Annotated in this window: 23 protein-coding genes and 1 tRNA gene; 7 read left to right on the top strand and 17 right to left on the bottom strand. The window is 70.4% G+C overall.

The features are described 5' to 3' along the window. Positions 1 to 11: 11 nt before the first annotated feature. Genes rlmB through HL652_RS01840 form a run of 4 tightly spaced genes read right to left on the bottom strand, consistent with a single transcriptional unit; the run spans position 12 to position 4,166 of the window. A complete protein-coding gene (rlmB, locus tag HL652_RS01855) occupies positions 12 to 1,046 on the bottom strand; it encodes a 23S rRNA (guanosine(2251)-2'-O)-methyltransferase RlmB (RefSeq protein ID WP_171703730.1) in 1,035 nt (344 codons plus the stop codon). Further along, a complete protein-coding gene (gene cysS, locus HL652_RS01850; RefSeq protein WP_171703729.1) occupies positions 1,039 to 2,463 on the bottom strand; it encodes a cysteine--tRNA ligase in 1,425 nt (474 codons plus the stop codon). The genes rlmB and cysS overlap by 8 nt, the downstream gene beginning before the upstream one ends. 9 nt (positions 2,464 to 2,472) lie before the next feature. Beyond that, positions 2,473 to 3,669, bottom strand: coding sequence for a 2-C-methyl-D-erythritol 4-phosphate cytidylyltransferase (ispD, locus tag HL652_RS01845; protein ID WP_171703728.1), 1,197 nt, complete (start codon positions 3,667 to 3,669; stop codon positions 2,473 to 2,475). A 14-nt stretch (positions 3,670 to 3,683) separates the two neighbouring features. Continuing rightward, complete coding sequence (locus tag HL652_RS01840) at positions 3,684 to 4,166, bottom strand: CarD family transcriptional regulator (protein WP_171703727.1); 483 nt, start codon at positions 4,164 to 4,166, stop codon at positions 3,684 to 3,686. Between the two features lie 127 nt (positions 4,167 to 4,293). Here HL652_RS01840 and HL652_RS01835 point away from each other — a divergent pair, with 127 nt between their 5' ends. Beyond that, complete coding sequence (locus tag HL652_RS01835; RefSeq protein WP_171703726.1) at positions 4,294 to 4,875, top strand: hypothetical protein; 582 nt, start codon at positions 4,294 to 4,296, stop codon at positions 4,873 to 4,875. A gap of 40 nt (positions 4,876 to 4,915) precedes the next feature. On the opposite strand, the gene HL652_RS01830 is transcribed toward HL652_RS01835, so the two are convergent. Together HL652_RS01830 and HL652_RS01825 are read right to left on the bottom strand one after the other, a co-directional pair. Then, positions 4,916 to 5,596: a response regulator transcription factor gene (locus HL652_RS01830; protein WP_171703725.1), complete on the bottom strand. Its 681-nt coding sequence runs from the start codon at positions 5,594 to 5,596 to the stop codon at positions 4,916 to 4,918. After that, positions 5,593 to 6,747, bottom strand: coding sequence for a sensor histidine kinase (locus HL652_RS01825; RefSeq protein ID WP_171703724.1), 1,155 nt, complete (start codon positions 6,745 to 6,747; stop codon positions 5,593 to 5,595). Before HL652_RS01825 ends, HL652_RS01830 begins: the two co-directional genes overlap by 4 nt. Positions 6,748 to 6,956: 209 nt before the next feature. Between HL652_RS01825 and phoU the strand changes: the two genes are divergently transcribed. Further along, complete coding sequence (gene phoU, locus HL652_RS01820) at positions 6,957 to 7,613, top strand: phosphate signaling complex protein PhoU (protein ID WP_171703723.1); 657 nt, start codon at positions 6,957 to 6,959, stop codon at positions 7,611 to 7,613. Between the two features lie 70 nt (positions 7,614 to 7,683). Here the strand turns inward: phoU and HL652_RS01815 are convergent, their stop codons facing one another. Continuing rightward, positions 7,684 to 8,439, bottom strand: coding sequence for a phosphoglyceromutase (locus HL652_RS01815; RefSeq protein WP_171703722.1), 756 nt, complete (start codon positions 8,437 to 8,439; stop codon positions 7,684 to 7,686). A 44-nt stretch (positions 8,440 to 8,483) separates the two neighbouring features. Between HL652_RS01815 and HL652_RS01810 the strand changes: the two genes are divergently transcribed. Continuing rightward, a complete protein-coding gene (locus HL652_RS01810) occupies positions 8,484 to 9,293 on the top strand; it encodes a class I SAM-dependent methyltransferase (RefSeq protein WP_171703721.1) in 810 nt (269 codons plus the stop codon). 7 nt (positions 9,294 to 9,300) lie between these two features. Here the strand turns inward: HL652_RS01810 and HL652_RS01805 are convergent, their stop codons facing one another. The 4 genes from HL652_RS01805 to HL652_RS01790 all read right to left on the bottom strand — a co-directional run bounded on the left by HL652_RS01805 (position 9,301) and on the right by HL652_RS01790 (position 12,080). Continuing rightward, the gene (locus tag HL652_RS01805) at positions 9,301 to 9,729 is read right to left on the bottom strand and encodes a hypothetical protein (RefSeq protein ID WP_171703720.1); all 429 of its coding nucleotides are present in this window, start codon (positions 9,727 to 9,729) and stop codon (positions 9,301 to 9,303) included. Between the two features lie 63 nt (positions 9,730 to 9,792). Continuing rightward, complete coding sequence (gene ygfZ, locus HL652_RS01800) at positions 9,793 to 11,004, bottom strand: CAF17-like 4Fe-4S cluster assembly/insertion protein YgfZ (protein ID WP_171703719.1); 1,212 nt, start codon at positions 11,002 to 11,004, stop codon at positions 9,793 to 9,795. A gap of 5 nt (positions 11,005 to 11,009) precedes the next feature. Then, positions 11,010 to 11,693 carry a nitrobindin family protein gene (locus HL652_RS01795; protein ID WP_171703718.1) on the bottom strand — a complete coding sequence of 228 codons (684 nt, stop codon included), beginning with the start codon at positions 11,691 to 11,693 and terminating at the stop codon, positions 11,010 to 11,012. A gap of 120 nt (positions 11,694 to 11,813) precedes the next feature. Further along, positions 11,814 to 12,080 (bottom strand): hypothetical protein, encoded by a 267-nt coding sequence (locus HL652_RS01790; RefSeq protein ID WP_171703717.1) that lies wholly within the window; start codon positions 12,078 to 12,080, stop codon positions 11,814 to 11,816. A 67-nt stretch (positions 12,081 to 12,147) separates the two neighbouring features. On the opposite strand from HL652_RS01790, the gene HL652_RS01785 reads away from it, so the two are divergent. From HL652_RS01785 to HL652_RS01775, 3 genes are read left to right on the top strand one after another with little or no spacing between them, the layout of a single operon-like run. Further along, a complete protein-coding gene (locus HL652_RS01785) occupies positions 12,148 to 12,840 on the top strand; it encodes a response regulator transcription factor (RefSeq protein WP_171703716.1) in 693 nt (230 codons plus the stop codon). Then, positions 12,809 to 13,723: a mycothiol synthase gene (mshD, locus tag HL652_RS01780; protein WP_171703715.1), complete on the top strand. Its 915-nt coding sequence runs from the start codon at positions 12,809 to 12,811 to the stop codon at positions 13,721 to 13,723. The genes HL652_RS01785 and mshD overlap by 32 nt, the downstream gene beginning before the upstream one ends. A gap of 31 nt (positions 13,724 to 13,754) precedes the next feature. After that, the gene (locus HL652_RS01775; RefSeq protein WP_171703714.1) at positions 13,755 to 16,745 is read left to right on the top strand and encodes an aminotransferase; all 2,991 of its coding nucleotides are present in this window, start codon (positions 13,755 to 13,757) and stop codon (positions 16,743 to 16,745) included. A 50-nt stretch (positions 16,746 to 16,795) separates the two neighbouring features. Here HL652_RS01775 and mftE read toward each other — a convergent pair whose 3' ends face one another. Continuing rightward, a complete protein-coding gene (gene mftE / locus HL652_RS01770; RefSeq protein ID WP_253743583.1) occupies positions 16,796 to 17,524 on the bottom strand; it encodes a mycofactocin biosynthesis peptidyl-dipeptidase MftE in 729 nt (242 codons plus the stop codon). Between the two features lie 112 nt (positions 17,525 to 17,636). Then, positions 17,637 to 17,712, bottom strand: a tRNA-Lys gene (locus HL652_RS01765). Between the two features lie 182 nt (positions 17,713 to 17,894). Here HL652_RS01765 and HL652_RS01760 point away from each other — a divergent pair. Continuing rightward, positions 17,895 to 18,524 (top strand): DNA-directed RNA polymerase subunit beta, encoded by a 630-nt coding sequence (locus tag HL652_RS01760; protein ID WP_171703713.1) that lies wholly within the window; start codon positions 17,895 to 17,897, stop codon positions 18,522 to 18,524. Positions 18,525 to 18,734: 210 nt separating this feature from the next. On the opposite strand, the gene pstB is transcribed toward HL652_RS01760, so the two are convergent. The 4 genes from pstB to pstS all read right to left on the bottom strand — a co-directional run bounded on the left by pstB (position 18,735) and on the right by pstS (position 22,852). Further along, the gene (pstB, locus tag HL652_RS01755; protein ID WP_171703712.1) at positions 18,735 to 19,514 is read right to left on the bottom strand and encodes a phosphate ABC transporter ATP-binding protein PstB; all 780 of its coding nucleotides are present in this window, start codon (positions 19,512 to 19,514) and stop codon (positions 18,735 to 18,737) included. A 35-nt stretch (positions 19,515 to 19,549) separates the two neighbouring features. Beyond that, positions 19,550 to 20,653 carry a phosphate ABC transporter permease PstA gene (pstA, locus tag HL652_RS01750; protein WP_171703711.1) on the bottom strand — a complete coding sequence of 368 codons (1,104 nt, stop codon included), beginning with the start codon at positions 20,651 to 20,653 and terminating at the stop codon, positions 19,550 to 19,552. Positions 20,654 to 20,656: 3 nt separating this feature from the next. Beyond that, entirely contained in the window at positions 20,657 to 21,613 is a 957-nt protein-coding gene (pstC, locus tag HL652_RS01745; RefSeq protein WP_171703710.1) for a phosphate ABC transporter permease subunit PstC, read from the bottom strand. Between the two features lie 135 nt (positions 21,614 to 21,748). Next, positions 21,749 to 22,852 carry a phosphate ABC transporter substrate-binding protein PstS gene (pstS, locus tag HL652_RS01740; RefSeq protein WP_171703709.1) on the bottom strand — a complete coding sequence of 368 codons (1,104 nt, stop codon included), beginning with the start codon at positions 22,850 to 22,852 and terminating at the stop codon, positions 21,749 to 21,751. Positions 22,853 to 22,959 lie beyond the last annotated feature (107 nt).

Raw genomic sequence — 22,959 nt, 5'->3', positions numbered from 1 at the left:
GTCCTACCGGTCTAGTCGAGCGCCCTTTGCCTGGCGATCTCGTACAGCGTCACCGAGGCCGCGATGCCGGCGTTCAGCGACTCCGTGCTCGACGCGATCGGAATCGACACGACGGCGTCGCAGGTCTCGGTGACCAGGCGCGAGAGCCCCTTGCCCTCGCTGCCCACCACCACGACGATCGGCCGGTCGGCGAGCTCGAGTCCGGGCAGCGACACGTCTCCGTCGCCCGCGAGCCCCACCACGAACACCCCGGCCGCCTTGAAGGCCTTGAGCGTCTGGGTGAGGTTCGAGGCCATGGCGACGGGCGTGTGCGCCGCAGCCCCCGCCGAGGTCTTCCACGCCGAGGCGGTGACCCCCACCGAGCGCCGCTGCGGCACGATCACGCCGTGGCCGCCGAAAGCGGCGGTGGAACGGATGATCGCCCCGAGGTTGCGCGGATCGGTGATGCCGTCGAGCGCCACGAACAGCGGCGTCTGCTTCTTCCGCAGCACCTCGTCGAGCAGCGTCTCGGGGTGGGCGTACTCGTAGGGCGGCACCTTGAGCGCGAGCCCCTGGTGCACCGCGTCGTGGCCCGACAGGCGGTCGAGCTCGGGCCGCATCACCTCGAGGATGGGGATGCCGCGCTTGGTCGCGATCGACAGCGCCTCCTTGACGCGCTCGTCGACCTCGACCCGGAACGCCATGTACAGGGCGGTGGCGGGGATGCGCGCACGCAACGCCTCGACCACCGAGTTGCGCCCGGTGACCATCTCGCTGTCGTCGGACTTCTTCACGCGACGTGCCGGTGCCGACGCACGCCCCGCATCCTGACCCCGCTCGTTCGACGACTTCGCACCGGGGCGGCCCTTGCCGCCCGCGGCGATGAAGCGCTCGCGCGCGGCCTTCGCCTTGCCGGCGGGGTGGTACGGCCGGTCTTCGGCCTTCGGCGTCGGCTTCTTGCCCTCGAGCGCCTGGCGCCCCTGGCCGCCCGAGCCGACGGTGCGGCCCTTGCTCGACTTGCGTACGGCGCCGGCCCGCGAGGGGCGGCCCGATCCTGATTTAGCCATCGAGACTCCAGTGCGCGCCCGAGGGCGTGTCTTCGATCGAGATACCCGCCTGACCGAGTTCATCCCGGATGCGGTCTGCTGTGGTGAAATCGCGGTTCGCCCGCGCGGTCTGCCGGTCGTCGATGAGGCGCTCGACAAGGGCGGCGAGTGCTCGCGCCTCGGCGTCGTCGTGCCGGCCGCCGGCCGCCCACTCCGGGGAGAGCGGGTTGAAGCCGAGCACGTCGGTCATGGCCAGCACCTGGCCGTAGAGCGCCGCCGTCTCGGCGAGGTCTTCGTCGTCGAGCGCCGCGTTGCCGCGCCGCACCGTCTCGTGGATGACGGCGACGGCCTGCGGCACGGCGAGATCGTCGTCCATCGCCGCCCGGAACTCGTCGGGGACGACGAGCACCTCGGTGCCCGCGAAGCGCGTGTCGGCGAGCCTGCGCTGGGCGCGCTCGAGGAACCCCTCGATGCGCGACACGGCGGCCTCGGCCTCCGCGAGCGCACCGTCGTGGTACTCGAGGGTCGAGCGGTAGTGGGCGGCGCCGAGGTAGTAGCGCAGCACCACGGGCCGGGCGGCGGCGATGAGCTCGGAGGCGAAGATGGAGTTGCCGAGCGACTTCGACATCTTCTGCCCCGTCACCGAGACCAGCCCGTTGTGCAGCCAGTAGTTCGCGAACTCGTCGCCCGCGGCGCGCGACTGGGCGAGCTCGTTCTCGTGGTGCGGGAAGCGCAGGTCGAGCCCACCGCCGTGGATGTCGAACTGCGTGCCGAGGTATTTCGTCGACATGGCCGAGCACTCGATGTGCCAGCCCGGCCGGCCGCGGCCCCAGGGGCTCACCCAGGCGGCGGTCTCGGGCTCGCCGGTCTTGTGCCCCTTCCACAGCGCGAAGTCGCGCACGTCGCGCTTGCCGCGCGAGTCGGAGTCGGTGGCGGGCTCCATGTCGTCGAGCTTCTGGTGGGTGAGCTCGCCGTACTCGGGCCAGCTCGCCGTGTCGAAGTAGACGTCGCCGGTGCCGTCATCGGTGGCGTAGGCGTGACCCGACTCGATGAGCCGGGTGATGATGGCCTGCATCTCGGGGATCGACGCCGTCGCCCGCGGCTCGTAGGTGGGCGGGAGCACGCCGATGGCGTTGTAGGCCGCGGTGAACTCGAGCTCGACGCGGTAGGCGAGCGCCCACCACTCCTCGTCGGTGCCGTCGGCGTTCAGCAGGATCTTGTCGTCGATGTCGGTGACGTTGCGCACGAAGGTGACCGTGTAGCCGCTGTAGGCCAGCCAGCGCCGCAGCAGGTCGTAGGCGAGGGCCGAACGCAGGTGCCCGATGTGCGGGGAGGACTGCACGGTGGGGCCGCAGACGTAGATGCCCACCCGCCCGGGAACGAGGGGCGTGAAGTCGCGCAGAGCGCGCTCCTTCGAGTCATGCAGTCGGATGGTCACTGCGACAGTTTACGGGCTGTGCTCCGCCGATGACGGGCCGCCCGTGACGAGCGCGGTGGCGATGGCCGTGAGCCCCTCGCCCCGACCGGCATACCCGAGGCCGTCGGTGGTGGTGGCCGAGACGCTCACGGGGGCCCGGAGCACGGCGCCGAGCACGGCCTCCGCCTCGGCCTTGCGGGGGGCGAAGCGCGGGCGGTTGCCGATGAGCTGCACCGACACGTTGCCCACCGAGTAGCCCGCGGCCGTGAGCACCTCGAGCGTGCGGCGCAGGAACACCTCGCCGTGCGCCCCGGCGAGTTCGGGGTCGTCGGTGCCGAAGCGGGAGCCGAGGTCGCCGAGCCCGGCAGCGCCGAGCAGCGCGTCGCAGATGGCGTGGCTCACCACGTCGCCGTCGCTGTGCCCGGCGAGCCCGGCCTCCCCCGGCCAGTGCAGTCCTGCGAGCCAGAGCTCGGCCTCGGCGTCGAAGGCGTGGGCGTCGACTCCGACACCGGTGCGGATGCTCGTCATCGCTGCCCTCCGGAGCAGGTCGTCGGCCCGGTCGAGGTCGTCGGGCGTGGTGATCTTGAACGAGCGCGCGTCGCCCGGCACGACGGCGACCGGATGCCCGGCCTCCCTCACGAGGGCGGCGTCGTCGGTCATGTCGGCGGCGGCGAGGGCGTAGGCCTCGACGAGCTGGGCACGCGGGAAGCCCTGCGGGGTCTGCACCGCGGTGAGCCGCGAGCGGTCGACGGTCGCGCCGACCCGTCCGTCGTCGACCTGCTTCACCGTGTCGGTGACCGGGAGCCCGGGAATGGCACCATGACCGGTCGCGCGCACCTCGGCGATCACCCGCTCGAACACCGACGCCGGGGTGAACGCCCGCGCGGCGTCGTGCACGAGCACGATGTCGACGCCGTCGCCGAGCGCAGCCAAGCCGGCGGCGACCGATCGCTGGCGGGTCTCCCCGCCGGCGACGACCGACACCGTGAGCCCCGGCGCCGAGGCCGAGACACGCTCCATCGCCTCGGACACCAGCGCGACCGGCACGACCACCACGAGTTCGACGGGCTCGCCCGAGGAGGCCAGCGCCACGACGGCGTCGAGCGACCGTTCGAGCACGGTGCGCCCCGAGATCGGCACGAAGGCCTTCGGCTCGGCACGCCCGAGACGGGTGCCCGAACCCGCGGCCACGACGATCACCGCGACCGTCGGCCGCTCGAGGGACATGGAGGAGGGTGCGGTTAGGAGGCCAGAACCTCGTCGAGCACCAGCGAGGCCTTCTCCTCGTCGGTCTTCTCGGCGAGCGCGAGCTCGGAGATGAGGATCTGCCGGGCCTTGGCCAGCATGCGCTTCTCACCGGCCGAGAGGCCGCGGTCTTGGTCGCGGCGCCACAGGTCGCGCACGACCTCGCTCACCTTGATGACATCGCCCGAGGCCAGCTTCTCGAGGTTCGCCTTGTAGCGGCGCGACCAGTTCGTCGGCTCTTCAGTGAAGGGTGCGCGGAGCACCTCGAACACCTTGTCGAGACCCTCGCGGCCGATGACGTCGCGCACGCCGACCAGGTCGACGTTCTCGGCGGGGACCTCGATGGTGAGGTCGCCCTGGGTGACACGGAGCTTGAGGTAGATCTTCTCCTCGCCCTTGATCACGCGGGTCTTGACCTCGGAGATCGTCGCGGCTCCGTGGTGCGGGTAAACGACGGTCTCGCCAACCTCAAAAAGCATGAATGGATGTCCTTCCGTGACCTCAAGGATACCACAGGGGCAATCTGGTAAGGGTGCCCTTACCCACTCCCCCGGCGCGGCTCGTTGTAGGCTGAGCGTCAAAGCGTCTACGACTCTGGAGGGTCCTGTGAGAGCTCGGTTCGCCGCATCCGTTCTGGTGGTTGCACTCGTCGGTTTCGGTACTGCAGGATGCGCGTTCATCACCCCGCAGGCCACGACCAAGATCATCGAGGCCTCCGACGGAGTGAACGGCGACCTCGGCGCGGTGGCCGTGCGCAACGCCACTCTCATCAGCGAAGACGGCGAACTGGCGAGCCTCCTGGTGTCGTTCGTGAACACCAGCGACTCCACCCAGCAGGTGCTCGTGCAGTACGAAGACGGCGCCACCGGTGAGCGCGTGAACCAGAAGGTCTCGGCCGCCGGCAACGGCGCCATCACAAGCTTCGGCGCCGAGGGCGGCGAGCAGATCCTGCTCGACAACGTCTCGGCCCCCGGCAGCCTCTTCCCCGTCTACTTCCAGTACGGCGACGAGGAGGGCAAGCAGCTCATGGTGCCCGTGCTGAACACCTCGCTGCCCGAGTACAGCGGGCTGGCCCCGACCCCGTCGCCGACGCCCACCGTCATCATCACGCCGACCCCCACGGCCGTCCCGGTTCCCACCCCCGCCGCGACGCCGGAGCCCGAGCCCACCACCGACCCCGCCGAGTAGGCGCTGAGCCGAGGCGGCGAGCCGGGCACCGGCCAGGGCCTCAGCCCTCGAAGCGGTACCCGAGCCCGCGCACCGTCACCAGCAGCGTCGGCTCCGACGGCGTCGTCTCGATTTTCGAGCGGATGCGCTTGATGTGCACGTCGAGGGTCTTGGTGTCGCCGAAGTAGTCGGAGCCCCAGACCCGGTCGATCAGCTGGCCCCGCGTCAGCACGCGCCCCGCATTCCGCAGCAGCAGCTCGAGCAGCTCGAATTCCTTCAGCGGCATACTCACCTCGGTGCCGTTCACGGCGACCGTGTGGCGCTCCACGTCCATCGAGACCGGGCCGGCCTTGAGCATCGGCTCCGCCGCGTCGAGCACCTCGAGCTGACGTCGCATCACCGCGCGGATGCGCGCCAGCAGCTCGCGCGTGGAGTACGGCTTGGTCACGTAGTCGTCGGCGCCGAGCTCGAGCCCCACGACGATGTCGATCTCGGAGTCCTTCGCGGTGAGCATGATGATGGGCACCGAGGAGCGGGTGCGGATCTCGCGGCACACCTCGGTGCCCGGGATCCCCGGGATCATGAGGTCGAGCAGGATGATGTCGACGCCCCCGCGGTCGAACTCGCTGAGGGCGCTCGGCCCGTCGGGAGCCACAGTGACGCCGTAGCCCTCTCGGCGCAAGAGGTAGCTGAGCGGCTCGCTGAGCGCCGCCTCGTCCTCGACGAGCAGGATGTGGGTCATCGTTTCTCTCCTTGCGGTGCCGCAGTGGTCGTGCCGGCCTCGGGCAGCCGGATCGTGAAGGTCGAGCCCTGGCCGATGTGCGACCAGGCCCTGATGTCGCCGCCGTGATTCTGCACGATGTGCTTCACGATGCTGAGGCCGAGGCCCGTGCCCCCGGTGTTGCGCGAGCGCGCCTGGTCGACGCGGAAGAACCGCTCGAACACCCGGGGCAGGTCTTCTTCGGGGATGCCGATGCCCTGATCGGTCACCACCACCTCCGCGACTCCGTCGTCGTGGTGCACCCCGATGCCGATGCGCGAGTTGTCGGGCGAGTACTGCACGGCGTTCGCGACCAGGTTGTTCACCGCGAGGGTGAGCAGCGCCTCGTCGCCGACGACGTGCACGTGCTTCGACCCGCCGACGGCGAGCGTCATGCCCCGCGCATCCGCCACCACGTGGTTCTGGTCGACGGCGGAGGAGACGATGGCGTCGAGGTCGACGCGCTTGGCCTCGGCGAGCACGTCGGTGGCCTGCAGGCGCGAGAGCTCGATGATCTCGCGGGTGATCTGCGACAGCCGCGCTGCCTCGGTGCCCATGCGCTTGGCGAAGCGGCGAACCTGCTCGGGGTCGTCGGAGGCAGGTTCGAGCGCCTCGGCGAGCAGCGCGATGGCGCCGATGGGGGTCTTCAGCTCGTGGCTGATGTTGGCGATGAAGTCGCGCCGCATCTCCTCGAGCCGGTACGACTCGGTGACGTCGTCGGCGAGCACGAGCGTGTAGCGGCTGCCGAGGCGCGCGGCGCGCACGTCGAGGTGCACGTTCGCGTCGCCGAACGGGCCGCGGGCGATCACCACCTCGCGCACGATGGGTTCACCCTCGCGCTGTACCTCGGCGACCATGTCGATGATCTCCTGGCGCACCAGCATCCCGTTCGCCACCAGGCCGAAGCCGTAAGCGGCCGACGACGCCTTCACCACGTTGTTCGAGGGGTCGATCACGAGGCCCGCCGACTCGACGGCGTCGATCACCTGGTCGACCCCGTCGGGCACGGCCGTCGACGCCACCGTGACGGCGTTGTTTCCCCGCCGTTCAGCCACGTGGAGGAGGATGACGAATCCTGCCCCGATGACAAGGCCGAGTGCCAGAGACAACAGCACCAACCAGCCTGTTTCCATAGCAACTACACTAGTGATCCGCGATCGGTGGAAACCGGCGTGAGCCCCGGCAACGCCGTCGCTTCGCCGACTGTTCAACTACGGGGCACCTCGCGTTAACCGAGCCCCTGAGAGGATTGACCTGTCGCCCGCCGTGAGCGGCAGTGACTCCGTGCGTGCGCGACCGATCGCCGACGCGCACGCCGTACCCCGAGAAAGGACCCACACGCATGCGTGAGGTATTCCAGCAAGAACTGCGCGAGGTTCAGGAGCGTCTCGTCGAGATCTCCGAGCTCGTCACCGTCGCGATCACCAATGCGACCACCGCGTTCAACGAGTCGAACGTGACCCTCGCCGAGACGGTCATCGCCGAAGACCCGAAGATCGACGCCCTCGCCGCCAGCCTCGACGAGCTGGCCATCAGCATCCTCGCCCTGCAGCAGCCCGTCGCCCGCGACCTGCGCATCGTCGTGACCGCGCTACGCGTCAGCGCCTCGCTCGAGCGCATGGGCGACATCGCCGAGCACATCGCGCAGCTCGCCCGCTACCGCTACCCCGACAAGGTCGTGAAGAAGAGCCTTCGCCAGACCTTCGCCGAGATGGGCCGCCTCGACGTCGAGATCGCGAAGAAGCTCACCGTCGTGCTGCAGACCGAAGACCTCGCCATCGCCGAGGAGATGCGCAACGACGACGACAAGATCGACGAGCTGCACGTGAGCGTCTTCGACGCCGTGCTCGCCGCGACCTGGAAGGGCGAGGCCGTCGACACCGTCGACGTGACGCTGGCCAGCCGCTACCACGAGCGCTTCGCCGACCACGCCGTCTCCATCGCCAAGAAGGTTCAGTACCTCGCCACCGGCGAGTGGGTGGGCTCCACCAACGCCTGAGCCGCGCCTCGCGGTACGAGAAAAGCCCCGGCCCCTCCTGTTCGGAGGGCCGGGGCCTTTCTCGTGCGGGCTACTTCTTGTTGCCCTGGGCCGCGACGGCGGCGGCGCCGGCGGCAGCGGCCTCGGGGTCGAGGTACTCGGCCGGGGCGATCGGCACGAACGACTCGTCGAGCTTGTAGACCAGCGGGATGCCGGTGGGGATGTTGAGCTCGGCGATGTCGTCGTCGGAGATGCCGTCGAGGTGCTTCACCAGGGCGCGCAGCGAGTTGCCGTGGGCGGTGACGAGCACGGTCTTGCCGAGGGCGAGATCGCCCGTGATGTCGCTCTCCCAGTAGGGCAGCATGCGCTCGATGACGTCTTTCAGGCACTCGGTGCGGGGCACCGCGTCGCCGAGGTCGGCGTAGCGCGGGTCGCCCACCTGCGAATACGGGTCGTCGTCGGCGATGGGGGGCGGCGGCACGTCGAAGGAGCGACGCCAGGTCTGGAACTGCTCGGGGCCGTACTCGGCAAGGGTCTGCGCCTTGTCCTTCCCCTGCAGGGCGCCGTAGTGGCGTTCGTTGAGGCGCCAGGAGCGCTTCACGTCGATCCACGAGCGGTCGGCCTCGGCGAGGGCGAGCTCGGCGGTGCGGATGGCGCGGGTAAGGCGCGAGGTGTACAGCACATCGGGGAGCACGCCGGAGTCGGCGAGCAGTTCGCCGGCACGCTTGGCCTCGGCGACGCCCTGCTCCGAGAGCTGCACGTCGACCCATCCGGTGAACAGGTTCTTCTGGTTCCAGTCGCTGTTGCCGTGGCGCAGCAGAACGAGGGTGTAGGGCTCAGTAGGCATGCCTTCATCCTATGGGCCGCCGCGCGCCGTGATTGGATGAGGGCATGCCCATCGGCGCCGTCACTCGGGGAACCACGAACACCAACCGGCTCCGTCGCGTCGACCGCTGGATCGGCACGCTCCCGGTGCTGCGCACCACCGCAGACCCGCTCGTCGTCGACCTCGGCTACGGTGCCAGCGGGGTCACCGCGTTCGAGCTGCAGGCACGCCTGGCCAAGGTACGGCCCGAGGTGCACGTCACCGGCCTCGAGATCTCGCCCGAGCGCGTCGCCACGGCGACGGCGCAGCTGAAGGAGGTGCGCGACGGGCGGAGCTCCTTCGCCGCCGACGCAGCTGTCGACTTCACCGTGGGTGGCTTCGAGGTGCCGCTGCCCGCCGGGCGCAAGGCCGCGGTCATCCGTGCCTTCAACGTGCTGCGGCAGTACGACGAGTCGGAGGTGGCGGGGGCCTGGGAGCTCATGACGTCGAGACTGCAACCGGGCGGGATGCTCGTGGAGGGCACCTGCAACGAGGTCGGCCGGGTGGGCAGCTGGGTGGGCGTGACGGCCCAGGGCCCCGTGTCGTTCACCGTCTCGCTCCGCCTCGCCGGACTCGAGCATCCGTCGATCGTGGCTGAACGGTTGCCGAAGGCGCTCATCCATCGCAACGTGCCGGGCGAGCGCATCCATCGGCTGCTCGCCGACCTCGACCGCTTCTGGCAGCACAACGCGGGGCTCGGCTCCTACGGCCCGGTGCAGCGCTGGGTCGCGACCGTCGACGCACTGGCCGCGGCCGGCTGGAGCGTCACCACCCCCAGGAAGAGGCTGCGCCTCGGCGAGCTCACCGTGCCGTGGCACGAGGTGCGACCCGCCTGAGCGGGTCTTACTTGGTCTCGAGCTCGATCTCCTGGCCGTCGACCAGGATGCTCACGGGCTCGGTGGTGGTGATGTTCGCCGGGGTCCAGAACACCGAGGTGTGGGGCACCAGGTCCATCGTGCAGATGGTGTCGTCGGGGATGGGCACGGTCACGATCTCGACCGAGTTGCCCTCGCCCCGGGGCTCCAGCACCTTGATGTCGGAGCCGATGATGGGGCAGCCCGAGCTGCCGGGGATGGAGACGGCGATCTGCGAGCCCTCCTGCAGCCAGAAGGCCTGGATGCCGTCGACACCGTCTTCGGGGTGCTCGGTCGAGCCGTGCTCGAGCTCGGGCAGGCCGGAGAAGTTCTCGGTGGGGCCGGTGACGGTGCATCCGGCCAGCGCGAATGCGAAGGCGGCGACGACGGTGACGGGGAGGAGCTTTCGCATCTGCATGTCTCTAATTTACCGAATCTCGAAGCGGCACGGTGTGCGCCGGCGCGGTGGTCGTGTCTCGGTTCAGCTCCGGCGCGTGCGCGCCCCGAGCCGCGGCAGCCGCGGAACCCTGCCCACGGCGGCCCCCGCCTCGGGCGACACGATCGTCTCGGCGGTCGCGGCGACCTGGCCGCCCTCGGTGCGCACCACGAGCGCGTCGCCCTCGGGCAGCTGGCGCTTCACCACGGCGAGCGCGATGGGGCCCCACTCGTGGTGCACACCCACCGAGGTGACGACACCCACGGCGTCGCCGTCGCCCGCGGTGCTCGCCGCGCTCGCCGGAACGACCTCGTCGCCGGGCGCCGGCAGTACGGCGTCGGAGCCGTCGAGGTGCAGGAAGACCAGGCGCCGGGGCGGGTGGCCGAGGTTGTGCACCTTCGCGACCGTCTCCTGGCCCCGGTAGCAGCCCTTGCTGAGGTGCACGGCCGAGCGCATCCAGTCGAGCTCGTGCGGGATGGTGCGCTCGTCGACCTCGGTCGCGAGCCGCGGCCGCCAGGCGGCGATGCGCAGCGCCTCGAGCGCGGCGATCCCGGCGGCGGAGAGCTCACCGTCGCGCACGGCATCGGCGAGAGCGCCGAGAGAGTCCCGCAGCACCAGCGACTCCCGCCACCACCAGTCGGCACCGGGGTGCTCGTCGACCGGGGCGTACTGCACGCCGCCGGCCACCACCTCGGGCCAGGGGTCGCTCCAAGTGAGGGGCACTCCCCCGCCCTGCGCGACGAGAGCCGCCAGGGCCGCGGGCGGCTCGCGGTCGTCGACCGAGGAGCCGAACCAGCCCATCGTGGCGAACTCGGCGCTGCGGTCGGCGATCTCGACGCGCAGCATGAACCGCATCTTCTGCAGCCACTGCTCGAGCTCGGCGGTCTCCTCCCCGTCGACCAGCAGCCAGGCCGTCTCGCCGTCGTCGAGCACCCGGATGGCGTGCTCGATGCGCCCGTTCGCCGACAGCAGCAGGGTCTCGGCCGAGTCGCCTGCGGCGAGCGAACGGATGCTCTGGCTGGTCACCGAGTCGAGCCAGCTGAGGCGGTCGGGACCCGAGACGGAGATGACCCCGCGGTGCGAGAGGTCGACGACGGCGCCTGCTGCCGACCCGGGAACCGGGCGTCCGCCGCGGGCGGCGTCGAGCATCCGCTGTTCGGCGACGGGATTGCCGTAGTGGGCCGCCACCGCGTCGTCGGCACCCGCGCCGGCGACGGCACCGGGGAGGTCGAGCAGGGGCGAGCGGGCAGCCGGCACGGCCGTCAGTCGACCTTCGCGAGCCGGGCCGAGGCGTGGGTGCGGAGGTCTTGGCCGAGGGCGGCGATGTCCCACGCCCAGAGCAGATGGTTCTCGACCAGGCCGTAGATGCGGGTGGCCGCGGCGTACTCCTTGGCCGACTGGCTGCGCACCACGGCGTCGGTGGCGAGGTCGATGCGCGGGCCCTTCACCTGACCGAGGTAGAGCTCGCTGACACCCGTGGGGTGCACGATCGACACCTCGATGTCGAAGCCCTCGGCGGAGTTGCGGAGCGTCTCGACCGCCTGTGCGGTGTTGAACGGGCGAGGGCCGACGCCGGGGAGCATGCCGGGACCCTGGTCGCCCTCGATGTGCAGGCGCTTGAGACGCCAGAAGCCGGTCTCGGCGGTCAGCGGGGTCGCGACCCGGGGCTCGGAGGTGTCGGGGGCATCGGCGTCGACGCTCTCGTCGTCGGCGGGGAGCACGTCGCTGCGCGGCGCCTCGGGCACCGCCTCACCCGTGAGCCAGGTGTAGGAGCTGTAGTTGAGGTACGGCAGGCCGTCATGGCTGAAGCTGATGCGCTGACCGAACTCGGCCGACACCCGCTCGTCGCCGACGGCGTAGTCGATGACCCCGGTGCCCTCCCACACGCCGATCAGCCACGACAGCGGGACGAGCTCGGCGGGAAGGTCGGTGGGGATCTCGATCACGAGCTCAGCGCTGGCCGCGGTAGAGCTTGTAGACGACCACCCCGGCCGTCCAGGCGATGGCGAGGCTCGCCAGCCCGAGCAGGCCGATGAACAGGAGTTCTAGCGCGACGTAGGACATGCCTAGAGCTTAGCGCCCGCCGCGAAGGCGAGGGGACCGAGCACGACGGTCGACAGGGCGAGGATGACGAACACCCCGCCGAGGGTCGCCGAGAAGCGGTTGACGAGCCCCGTGCGCACCGGCTCGATGAGCTGCGCGGCGAACGACACCAGGAGCGCCAGCCCCAGCACGACGGGCAGGTAGACGAGGTAATCGGCGGGTGCGACGAAGAGCCCGACGGAGACGACGGCGAGGATCGTGAGCACCCACACCGGGACTACGCTTCTCATGAGCAGACTCATACCCGCCATTCTGCCCGATAGTATTGACGCGCAGGCGACCTCTGGAGGATCTTACGTGGCGCAGTTGTTGATCCTGACCCCTGCGGTCGATCAGGAGGTGCTTCCCGCGCTCTCGCTGCTCAGCCACCGCACCCGTCAGATCCCGGCTGAGCCCTCGCAGCTGGTCAACACCCCGAACAGCGACCTCATCTTCGTCGACGCGCGCAACGACCTCGCGAGTGCGCGCTCGCTCTGCAAGATCCTCAGCACCACCGGCATCGGGGTGCCCGTCGTGCTCGTGCTCACCGAGGGCGGTCTCACCGCCGTGAGCGCCGAGTGGGGTGCTGCGGATGTGGTGCTGGAGTCGGCGGGGCCCGCCGAGGTCGACACGCGCATCCGTCTCGCCATCGGCCGGCAGGTGCAAGACCAATCGACCTCGAAGATCCAGGCCTCCGGCGTCGTCATCGACGAGGCGAGCTACTCGGCCCGCGTGCACGGCCGCCCCCTCGACCTCACCTTCAAGGAGTTCGAGCTGCTGCGCTTCTTCGCGATGCACCCGTCGCGGGTGTTCACCCGCGAGCAGTTGCTGAGCGAGGTGTGGGGCTACGACTACTTCGGCGGCACCCGCACCGTCGACGTGCACGTGCGGCGGCTGCGGGCGAAGCTCGGCGACCTCGAGTCGCTCATCGGCACCGTGCGCAACGTCGGCTACCGCTTCAACTTCTTCGAGGACGACAATGAGCGGATCGCTCACTCTCTCGGTCAGTAGCCCCGACGAGGCGCGCGAGCCGTTCCTCCGCCTCGCCGCCCGTGCCGCGCTGGTCGACGGCCAGCATCCGTTCAACGACCAGGCGCTCGTCGACGCGGGCAAGGGCACACGCTCGCTGCTGCTCGCCGAACGCGGCGGAACGGTGGTCGGCGCCGCCATCGTGGGGCAGGGTGAGCTCGAGTTCACCATCGACCCGGAGTGGCGGGAGGAGGGGCTCGGCCGGCAGCTGCTCGAGATCGTGCTCGCGAACTCCGCGGGCTCCGGCGGCGCGGGCGTCTCCGCCTCCTCCGACGGCGAGCAGCTGCTCGCCTGGGCGCACGGCGACCACCCGGCCTCCCGGCGACTCGCCGCCACCCACCGCTTCGTCGCGGTGCGCACGCTGCTGCAGCTGCGCCGGGAGCTGCCCGACGGACCCGTGGGCGGCACGCCCCTGCCCGACGGGTTCCGGCTCATGCCGTTCCGCGGCGGGCGCGACGTCGACGACTGGGTGCGGCTCAACGCGCGCGTGTTCGCCGAGCACCCCGAGCAGGGCGGGCAGACCGCCGAAGACCTCGGCTTCCGCATGTCGGAGGCCTGGTTCGAGCCCGACGACTTCCTGCTGCTGCGCGACTCCGCCGGCGCGCTGGTCGGCTACAACTGGCTGAAGGTCGAGCCGGGCGACCGGGTGGGCGAGATCTACGTGATCGGCGTCGACGACGCGCACGCCGGGCAGGGGCTCGGGCGCTACCTGATGGGCCAAGGGCTCGCGCGCCTGGTCGAACGCGGGCTCGAGCAGGCCTCGCTCTACGTCGACGGCGAGAACACCAGGGCGGTCGCGCTCTACCGCTCGCTCGGCTTCACCGACCACACCATCGACATCCAGTACCGGCACCGCGGGCGCTGAGCCTCGGCCGCCGCCGAGGAGGCACCCTTCCGTGAACACGTCCCGCTCCTTCGCCGAAGTGCTGACGCCGGCGCCCGAGGTGTTGGAGGCCGAAGGCGCCGAGATCGCCCGCGCCATGTTCGGCGTCACCGGGCCGGTGCGCTCGCTCGGCAGCCAGACGGATGCGAACCTCGTCGTGGGCGAGGAAGGGCAGCGGTTCCTGCTGAAGATCGCGAACCCCTCCTCGACGGTCGCCGAGCTCGAGGCGCAGTCGCTCGCGGCGGCGCACGTCGGTGGCGCCTTGGATGCGCGTCGAGCCGGGATCGCGGTGCCGCGCACCGTGCCGGCCGCCGACGGATCACTCGTGCAGACGGTCGAGCTCGCCGGCCGGCCGCTGCAGGCACGCCTGCTCGAGTTCGTCGAGGGAACCCCGCTCTCGGGCGACCGCTACCTCTCCCCCGCCGTGGTCGCCGAGTTCGGCAGGTTCGCCGCTCTCGCCGTGCTCTCCCTCGCCGACTTCGCGCATCCGGGAACCCACCGCGAGCTCGAGTGGGACCTGCGGCAGGCACGCCGCCTGGTCGACGACCTGCTCCCCTACGTCGACGACCCCGAGCTCGCCGAGCAGGTGCGGCGGGCCGCCGACGAGGCGTGGGCGCGGGTGAGCGAGCTCGACGGCTCGCTGCCGCGGCAGGTCATCCACGGCGACATCACCGACGACAACGTGGTGGGGGCGACGGATGCGGCGGGCCGGCTGATGCCGCACGGCATCATCGACTTCGGTGACGTGGTGCACAGCTGGACCGTCGCCGAGCTCGCGGTGAGCTGCTCGGGGGTGCTGCACCACCACGGCGCCGGGCCGACGTCGGTGCTGCCGGCGGTGCGTGCGTTCCACGAGCTGCGGCCGCTCGCCGAAGCCGAGGCCGAGGCGCTCTGGCCGCTCGTGGTGCTGCGGGCGGCGACCCTCGTGGTGAGCGCGCACCATGCGGCGGCGACCGATCCCGGCAACGACTACACGCGGGCGAACGCGGAGCACGAGCACGTCATCTTCGAGGTCGCGACGAGCGTGCCGCTCCGGGTGATGACGGGGCTGGTGCGGGTGGTGTGCGGGTTCGAGGTGGCGGCTTCGGGCGGGTTGCCCGCTGTGGAGCATCCGCTCCTGCCCGGTGTGTCGGATGCGGGGGTGTCGGTCGTCGACCTCGGGGCGCTGAGCGAGCGGCTCGCCGGCGGGCGCTTCGCCGACGAGGGTGTGGAGGGCGAGCTGGCGGCGGAGACGCTGCGCGGCGGGGTGGATGCGGATGCGGGTGCGGGCGCGACGGTGGCGCTGGCGCGCTTCGGCGAGCGCCGCCTCACGCGGTCGTTCCTGGAGTCGGGCACCGCGCATCCGTGTGCGGCGCTCGGGGTCGAGCTGTGGTTCGCCGAGCTCCGGACCGTGGCGGCGCCGTGGGCGGGAGCCGTGTCGAGGGAGGGCGAGCGGATGCTGCTGGCCGTCGACGGGGTCGGGATCGTCGAGCTGGAAGGGCTCGATCCCGCCGCCGGCTCCGACGGCGCGGTCGCCGCGGCGGGCGACGTGCTCGGGCAGGCCTCGCACCTGCGGATCCGCGTGCTGCGCCCCGGCGTCGAGGCCGGGGCTGTGCCGTGGTTCGTGACCTCGGAGCTCGCGCCGGGGTGGGAGACGCTCGTCGCCGACCCCACGCCGTTGCTCGGCTCTGCGGTGCCCGGTTCTCCGGTGCCCGGCGACCATGCGGGGGCCGGCCGCGCGCATCCGTCTCTCTTGGAGCGGCGGGAGCAGTCGCTCGCTGAGGTGCAGGAGCACTACTACGACGCGCCGCCCGAGATCGAGCGCGGGTGGCGGCACCACCTGTTCGACACCGAGGCGCGGCCGTACCTCGACATGGTGAACAATGTGGCGTCGGTGGGGCACGCGCATCCGCGGATCGTCTCGGCCGTCACGCGGCAACTGAACCTGCTCAACACGAACTCGCGGTTCAACTACGCGTCGATCGTCGAGTTCTCGGAGCGACTCGCGGGCATGCTGCCCGACCCGCTCGACACGGTGTTCTTCGTCAACAGCGGCACCGAGGCCGTCGACCTCGCGCTGCGCATCTCGTGGGCGTGGACGGGGCGGCGCGACGTGGTCGCGGTGCGCGAGGCGTACCACGGCTGGTCGGATGCGGCCGACGCGGTCTCCACCTCGGTCGCCGACAACCCGCAGGCGCTCTCGACCCGGCCGCCGTGGGTGCACACGCTCGATGCACCCAACAGCTACCGCGGGCGCTATCGGGGCGACGACTCGGCGCACCTGTACGCCGCCGACGCGGTCGCTGCGATCGAGGCGCTCGTGGCGGCGGGACAGGAGCCCGCGACCTGCATCGCGGAGGCGTTCTACGGCAACGCCGGTGGCATGCCCCTCCCCGAGGGTTACCTCGAGGCGGTGTACGGCGCGGTGCGGTCGGCGGGCGGGCTGTGCATCGCCGACGAGGTGCAGGTGGGGTACGGGCGGCTCGGATCGCACCTGTGGGGGTTCGAGCAGCAGGGCGTGGTGCCCGACATCGTCACGGTGGCGAAGGCGATGGGCAACGGGCATCCGCTCGGCGCCGTCATCACGAGTCGCGCGGTGGCGGATGCGTACCGCTCGCAGGGGTACTTCTTCTCGTCGGCGGGCGGGAGTCCGGTGAGCTCGGTGGTGGGGCTGGCGGTGCTCGACATCATCCGCGACGAGGGGCTGCAGGAGAACGCGCGCGTGGTCGGCGGGTACCTGAAGTCGCGGTTGGAGGGGCTGATGCCGAAGCATCCGCTCATCGGCGCCGTGCACGGTCTCGGGCTGTACCTCGGGGTCGAGCTTGTGCGCGACCGCGGCACCCTCGAACCCGCCACTGAGGAGACGGCGGCGCTGTGCGAGCGGATGCGCGAACTCGGCGTGATCGTGCAGCCCACGTCGGACAGGCAGTGCGTGCTCAAGATCAAGCCGCCGCTCACGCTGACGCGCTCGAGCGCGGACTTCTTCGTCGACACGCTCGACGAGGTGCTGTCGACGGGGTGGTGAAGCGCTGCTTGCCCCTCCGCGCGTGCCGCGCGTCACGCGCGCGCTGCGCGTCAGGCGCGCAGCATGCCGTTCGCGTCAGGGGCCGCTGCGTCGATCCGCGCCACCAGGGCGTCGACGAGCGCTTCGAAGATGACCGCCCCCTGAGCCGCTGTCGCCCCCGACGGGTCGCCCAGAATGCCCGACGGCGACACCGCCCGCACCCCGCCCACCCTTAGCTCGGGCATCAGCTCACTCATCGGGCGCACGTCCCCCGCCGTCGGCAGCGGGCTGCGCACGGATGCGGGCTGCAGGTGCAGCATCAGCGACGTCTCCCACCACCCGGCATGAGCATCCGGTGCCGGGAGTCCTTTCTGGCTATCCCTCGCGAGCGTCGCGACAGGCACCCACGCGATGTCGTGCCCTTCGGCGATGAGCTGCGCGACGGCGGAGGCGAGCGTCGCCGCATTGCCCCCGTGCCCGTTCACGAGCACCACCCGCCCGGCCCAGGTGGAGAGCGACCGCGCCAGCTCGATCACCACCACGTGCAGCGCCTCCCGCCCGATCGACACCGTCCCGGGGAACGCCTGATGCTCCCCGCTCGACCCGTACGCCACCGCCGGCGCCACCACGACCTCCCGCGCCATCGCCTCCGCCGCGCCCCGCGCCACCGCCGTCGCGATCACCGTGTCGGTCACCATCGGCAGATGCGGCCCATGCTGCTCCACCGACCCCACCGGCACCACCACCAGCGGCCGCTCCCCCACCTCGGGCCACGTCATCCCCGCGAGTTCAACGAGCACGTGCTCCCCCTGCCGTCCGAACGGTATGGGAATCGGCGTGTCGAGCTCCCCGGGAGCTCGGCGGCACGATTCTCATACCGTTCGCACTGTGCCGCTCCCCCGAGCAGCTGCGTGGTGGGCCCGGTGGGGCTCGAACCCACGACCCGCGGATTAAAAGTCCGATGCTCTGCCAACTGAGCTACAGGCCCTACGGGGTCAAGGGTATCGCCTTCCGCGGGGCACGTGCGACGCCCGGCACGCGAACTCGGCGCGCAGAGGGCGCTGTTCGCTGTGCGCGTGAACCCGGGCGGGAAGCATCCGGGGTGCGTAGCGTTGTAGTCTGCGGTCGGGGCGCGCCCGATCCGCCCGAGGGCGTGAGAGAACGGATGCCATGGCGAACGAGTTCCACCGACCCGCACTCTTCGACGGCTCGGCCTTCGAGGCCTTCCAGGGCGGCGAAGATCCGGCGACCATCAACCGGGTGGCGCACGAGACGGCGGGCGCCCTGCTCAGCCGGGTGCGCGACGACCCGCAGCCTGAGGTGATCGAGCGGCTGCTCGCCTACACCGACGACCACGGCATCGACGCCGTCGCCGAGCTCTGGGCACGAGCATCCGCTCACAGCCTCCCCGGGAGCCTGTGGCGCATCTACCTGCTGCGCGTGCTCATCCGTCAGGACGCCGAGATGGCGAGCTACTTCTTCGAGCGCGGCACCGAGGTGATGGCCGGCATCGATCCCGTGGTCGCGGGCGCGGAGAGCCCGACGGGGCCCAAGGAGATCACCGATCTCGCCGATCAGATCCTCCGCGGACTGTTCACAGGAGACTTTGCGATCGCCCTCGAACGGGCCGCCGCGTTCTGCCGCATCATGGCGCAGGGATGCGCGAGCATCGCCGACGACGCGGAGATCGGCGCCCCCGAGACCGCCTCGACCCTCACCACGCGCGCCCTGCGCTTCGAGACGATCGGCGACGATCTGAGCTCCTCGGCAGCGCTCTGGCGGCACGACGGTCTCGACTGAGACGAGCAGCGGGTAGACTTGAGGATGTCGGGTCGCGGTAACCCCGGGCTCCAATATTCGCCGCTCCGAGCGGCCTTTCGCCGAGAGGCGTTTCCGCGGCCCGGCCTCGACGTTCAGCACGAAGCCCCCTCCGACCAGGCCTGAGAGCCAGGTCGCGAGGGGGCTTCGTCGTTCACGCGGGGGCAGCGGATGCCCGCCCGACTCGAACGATCATCCGAAGCGGCCGGAGACGTAGTCCTCCGTGTCCTGCACCGACGGGTTCGAGAAGATCGTCGTGGTGTCGTCGTACTCGATGAGCTTGCCCGGCTTGCCGGTGCCCGCGATGTTGAAGAACGCGGTGCGGTCGGAGACGCGCGAGGCCTGCTGCATGTTGTGGGTCACGATGACGACCGTGTACTCGGTCTTCAGCTCCTCGATGAGGTCTTCGATCGCGAGGGTGGAGATGGGGTCGAGGGCCGAGCAGGGCTCGTCCATCAGGATGACGTCGGGCGCCACCGCGATGGCCCGCGCGATGCACAGACGCTGCTGCTGACCACCGGAGAGTCCCGAGCCGGGCAGGTTGAGGCGGTCCTTGACCTCGTTCCAGAGGTTCGCCCCGCGCAGCGACTTCTCGATCAGGTCGTCGGCGTCGCTCTTCGAGATGCGCTTGTTGTTGAGCTTCACGCCCGCCAGCACGTTCTCGCCGATCGACATGGTGGGGAACGGGTTCGGGCGCTGGAACACCATGCCCACCTGCCGCCGCACCAGCACCGGGTCGACACCCGCGCCGTAGAGGTTGTTGCCGTCGATCAGCACCTCGCCCTCGACGCGCGCGCCCGGGATGACCTCGTGCATGCGGTTCAGGGTGCGGAGGAAGGTCGACTTGCCGCAGCCGGAGGGGCCGATGAACGCGGTCACTGTGCGGGGCTCGATCGTGAGGGAGACGCCCTCCACGGCGAGGAAGTTGCCGTAGTAGACGTTGAGGTCGTTGACTTCGATGCGCTTGGACAAGACGGGATCCTTAGGGTGAGGTGCCGGTTCCGCGGTCAGCGGCCGAGCTTGGGCGAGAAGACTTTGGCGACGATGCGGGCGATGAGGTTTAGCACCATCACGATCACGACGAGCAGCAGTGCGCCGGCCCAGGCCCGCTCGACGTAGGCCTCGGCCGGGTTGCCCTGGTTCGCGTACTGCGTGTACACGAACACCGGGAGCGTCATCATGCGCTCCTTGAACAGGTCGTAGTTCATGCTCTGCGTGAACCCGGCGATGATGAGCAGCGGCGCGGTCTCGCCGATGACGCGCGAGATGGCGAGCACGACACCGGTGGTGATGCCGGCGACGGATGTCGGCAGCACGACCTTCACGATGGTGAGCCACTTCGGCACCCCGAGCGCGTACGACGCCTCGCGAAGCTCGTTGGGCACGAGCTTCAGCATCTCTTCGCTCGAGCGCACCACGACGGGGATCATGAGTACCGACAGCGCCACCGAGCCGCCGAAGCCGAAGCGGATGCCGGGCTGGTTCAGGATGAGCGCGAAGAACGCGAAGGCGAACAGGCCCGCGACGATGGAGGGGATGCCCGTCATGACGTCGACGAGGAAGGTGATGGCCCGAGCGAGGTGACCGCGGCCGTACTCGACGAGGTAGATCGCGGTGAGGAGACCGACCGGCACCGAGATGAGCGCGGCCATGCCGGTGATCTCGAGCGTGCCCACCAGCGCGTGCAGCGCCCCGCCGCCCTCGCCGACGACGTTGCGCATCGAGTTGGTGAGGAAGGTGAGGTCGAAGCGCGGCAGACCGTTCGAGATGGTGGTGTACAGCAGCGAGATGAGCGGCAGCAGCGCGATGATGAACGCGAGGGTCACGAGCGAGGTGACGAAGCGATTGGTCGCCGGCCGGCGGCCCTCGTAGCTGCGCGACACCAGGTACTGCACCAGCACGAACAGCACGGTGCCGAAGAAGACGGTGCCGACCACGTTGAAGTTCTCGTCGACGCCGGCGGCCATGAGCACGACGAAGACGGAGCCGACGATGGCCCAGCTCAGCACGAGCAGCAGCCAGGGCACGTACTTCGGCAGGATGCCCGTGGTGAGGGTGTTGGTGATGGGCGCCGACGGCTTGTTCGTCGGGGGCGTGGTGATCGTCGTCATGATCTAGTTGGCTCCCGAGAAGGCCTTGCGGCGGTTGACGATGGCGCGAGCGATGAAGTTCACCGCGAAGGTGATGACGAAGAGGATGAGGCCGGTCGCGATGAGCACGTTGACTCCCACTCCGTGCGCCTCAGGGAAGTTGAGGGCGATGTTCGCCGCGATGGTGGTGGGGTTCGTCGAGGTGAGCAGCGCGAACGAGATGAGCACCTGGGGCGAGAGCACCATGGCGACCGCCATCGTCTCGCCGAGCGCGCGGCCGAGGCCCAGCATGGAGGCCGACACGATGCCGGGGCGCCCGAACGGCAGCACCGCGGTGCGGATCATCTCCCAGCGGGTGGCTCCGAGGGCGAGCGCGGCCTCCTCGTGCAGCTTCGGCGTCTGGAGGAAGATCTCACGGCTGAGCGCGGTGATGATGGGGAGGATCATGACCGCCAGCACGATGGCGACGGTGAGGATGGTGCGGCCGGTGCCCGAGACCGGGCCCTGGAACAGCGGGATCCAGCCGAGCAGGTCGACCAGGGTCGACCAGAAGGGCTGCACGAACGGCGCCAGCACCGTGATGCCCCAGAGGCCGAACACGACGCTCGGCACGGCGGCGAGCAGGTCGACGATGTAGCCGAGGCCCTGCGCCAGCCGGCGCGGCGCGTAGTGCGAGATGAACAGGGCGATGCCGATGGCGAGCGGCACGGCGATGAGGAGCGCCAGGAACGCGGCCCAGATGGTGCCGAAGACGAGGGGGCCGACGTACTCCCAGAAGTTCGCGGCACCGCCCTTGAGGTCGTCGGAGCCGGCGGCGAAGGCGGGGAGGCTCTGCGCGATGAGGAAGATGGTGACGGCGGCGAGCACCACGAGGATGAGCGACCCGGCGACCACGGTCGCCGTGGAGAAGATGCGGTCACCCGGGCGCTGCTTGGCCTTCAGACGAGGCGGCGCGGCCTGCGTGGCGGGGGCGGTGGTCATAGGGGCGGTTCTCCCTGTCGTCCTGCGGTGAGGAGCCTGTGATCGGGGTGAGGCGGTACGGAGGGATCCGGACCCGACTCTGTCCGGCGCCGCTTCGGGGTGGAAGCGGAGCCGGACAGAGTGTGTGGAGCGGTGTTACTTGATGGTCTCGATGGCAGCCGCGACCTGGTCGGACAGCGCCGACGACAGCGGAGCGGCACCGGCCGACTCGGCGGCGACGGTCTGGCCCTCGGGGCTGGCGATGTAGCCGATGTAGGCCTTCACCAGTTCGGCCTGCTCGGCGTCGGTGTACTCCTGGCAGACGATCGCGTAGGAGACGAGCACCAGCGGGTAGTGGGTCGGGTCGGTGGTCTCGCGGTCGAGGGCGATCGCGATGTCGTTGGCCTCACGGCCCTCGACCAGCGGCGAGCCCTCGACGACGGCGGCAGCACCCTCGGCGGTGTACTCGACGAACTCGTCGCCGACCTTGATCTTCGCGACACCGAGGTCGCCGGCCTTCGAGGCGTCGGCGTAGCCGATGGTGTTCACGCCGTTGGTGACGGCCTGGATGACACCCGAGGTGCCCTGCGCGCCCTCACCCGACTGGAACGGGAAGGTGTCGGCAGCCTTCTCGGCCCACGCGTCGGGAGCGACCTTGCCGAGGTAGTCGGTGAAGTTCTTGGTGGTGCCCGAGTCGTCGGAGCGGTGCACCGCGGTGATCGCACCCGAGGGGAGCGTCGCGTTCGGGTTGAGCGCGGCGATGGCCGGGTCGTTCCAGGTGGTGATCGTGCCCGAGAAGATGTTCGCGAGGGTGGTCGCGTCGAGGTTGAGCTCGTCGACTCCCTCGACGTTGAACACGACGGCGATCGGCGAGATGTAGACCGGGAGGTCGATGGCCTTGGTGTCGGGGGCGCAGGTGCCGAAGGTGCCCGCGAGCTCCTCGTCGTTCAGCGCCGAGTCGGAGCCGGCGAAGGCGGCCGCACCCGAGATGAAGGCCTCGCGGCCGGCGCCGGAGCCCTGCGGGTCGTAGTTGATGGTGACGTCGGGGTTGGCCGTCTGGAACGCGGCGATCCAGGCCTCCTGGGCCGAGCCCTGCGAAGAGGCGCCGATGCCGGTGAGGGTTCCGGTGAGGGACGACTCGGCCGAGCCGGTGCTGGCTCCGGCGGAGCTGGAGCCGCCTTCGTTCGAGGCGCACGCGCTCAGGGCGAGGGCAGCGGAGAGGGCGATGACCGCGGGGGCGGCAGAGCGCTTGAGCTTCACGAAGAATCCCTTTCGAGTGATTTCAGGTCAGGCCGGTGCGGGCCCGACCTAGACGCTAAGCGCCTCGGCTTAAGACACTGCCGCCCAGGGGTGAACGGAAGGTTAAC

The organism is Herbiconiux sp. SALV-R1, assembly GCF_013113715.1.
Classification (GTDB): Bacteria; Actinomycetota; Actinomycetes; order Actinomycetales; family Microbacteriaceae; genus Herbiconiux.
Note: the sequence above shows the minus strand (reverse complement) of the source record. Positions and strands in the feature narration are given on the sequence as shown.

What these genes read in the sequence shown, in the direction of transcription:
- rlmB (WP_171703730.1), bottom strand. Translation starts at nt 1,046, where the DNA reads ATGGCTAAATCAGGATCGGGCCGCCCCTCGCGGGCCGGCGCCGTACGC.
- ispD (WP_171703728.1), bottom strand. Translation starts at nt 3,669, where the DNA reads ATGTCCCTCGAGCGGCCGACGGTCGCGGTGATCGTCGTGGCCGCGGGT.
- HL652_RS01840 (WP_171703727.1), bottom strand. Translation starts at nt 4,166, where the DNA reads ATGCTTTTTGAGGTTGGCGAGACCGTCGTTTACCCGCACCACGGAGCC.
- HL652_RS01830 (WP_171703725.1), bottom strand. Translation starts at nt 5,596, where the DNA reads ATGACCCACATCCTGCTCGTCGAGGACGAGGCGGCGCTCAGCGAGCCG.
- HL652_RS01825 (WP_171703724.1), bottom strand. Translation starts at nt 6,747, where the DNA reads ATGGAAACAGGCTGGTTGGTGCTGTTGTCTCTGGCACTCGGCCTTGTC.
- phoU (WP_171703723.1), top strand. Translation starts at nt 6,957, where the DNA reads ATGCGTGAGGTATTCCAGCAAGAACTGCGCGAGGTTCAGGAGCGTCTC.
- HL652_RS01815 (WP_171703722.1), bottom strand. Translation starts at nt 8,439, where the DNA reads ATGCCTACTGAGCCCTACACCCTCGTTCTGCTGCGCCACGGCAACAGC.
- HL652_RS01810 (WP_171703721.1), top strand. Translation starts at nt 8,484, where the DNA reads ATGCCCATCGGCGCCGTCACTCGGGGAACCACGAACACCAACCGGCTC.
- HL652_RS01805 (WP_171703720.1), bottom strand. Translation starts at nt 9,729, where the DNA reads ATGCAGATGCGAAAGCTCCTCCCCGTCACCGTCGTCGCCGCCTTCGCA.
- HL652_RS01790 (WP_171703717.1), bottom strand. Translation starts at nt 12,080, where the DNA reads ATGAGAAGCGTAGTCCCGGTGTGGGTGCTCACGATCCTCGCCGTCGTC.
- mshD (WP_171703715.1), top strand. Translation starts at nt 12,809, where the DNA reads ATGAGCGGATCGCTCACTCTCTCGGTCAGTAGCCCCGACGAGGCGCGC.
- HL652_RS01760 (WP_171703713.1), top strand. Translation starts at nt 17,895, where the DNA reads ATGGCGAACGAGTTCCACCGACCCGCACTCTTCGACGGCTCGGCCTTC.
- pstA (WP_171703711.1), bottom strand. Translation starts at nt 20,653, where the DNA reads ATGACGACGATCACCACGCCCCCGACGAACAAGCCGTCGGCGCCCATC.
- pstC (WP_171703710.1), bottom strand. Translation starts at nt 21,613, where the DNA reads ATGACCACCGCCCCCGCCACGCAGGCCGCGCCGCCTCGTCTGAAGGCC.